Raw genomic sequence first — 524 nt, forward strand, 5'->3', positions numbered from 1 at the left:
GCGTGCATCCGTATCCTGCCAATATGCTTGATAAAGCCCAAACATTGCCTGATCATGCCGATATTTGGTGGATGAGCCAGTTCTTAGATTGTTTCTCTCCAATTGAAATTTTAAATATTTTGAAGAAAGTGAAGGCGCAGTTGAGCGCGGGCGATACCGTTTACGTTCTCGAACTGTTTTGGGATGCGCAGAAATACGCGGGCGCGTCATACAGCTTAAATGCTACCTCGCTTTACTTTACCTGCCTAGCCAATGGTAATAGCCGTTTCTACCGTAGTGATGATTTCCTAGAAATTGTTGAAGCAGCAGGTCTCTCTGTTGTGGAAAGAACGGACAACATTGGCCTCGGACATACCTTATTAAAACTCCAAGCAAGCTAGTATAAAGAATGAAAACAGAGCACAAGCAAGTTGTCGTCGTTGGCGCAGGTCCTTCGGGTTCCACCGTTTCTGCGTTGCTAAAATCTCGTGGTATTGATGTTGTCGTGATCGAAAAAGCGACGTTCCCTCGTTTCTCAATTGGCG

At 45.4% G+C, this 524-nt stretch carries 1 protein-coding gene and 1 pseudogene; both read left to right on the plus strand.

What is annotated here, in order from left to right; genetic code table 11:
* A pseudogene (locus tag R7O13_RS30680) lies at positions 1-380 on the plus strand (SAM-dependent methyltransferase); the annotation flags it as partial.
* Positions 381-388: 8 nt separating this feature from the next.
* A partial coding sequence (locus tag R7O13_RS30685; RefSeq protein WP_318305697.1) for an FAD-dependent oxidoreductase occupies positions 389-524 on the plus strand: 136 nt, incomplete at its 3' end.

Source organism: Vibrio sp. Y176 (assembly GCF_033438945.1).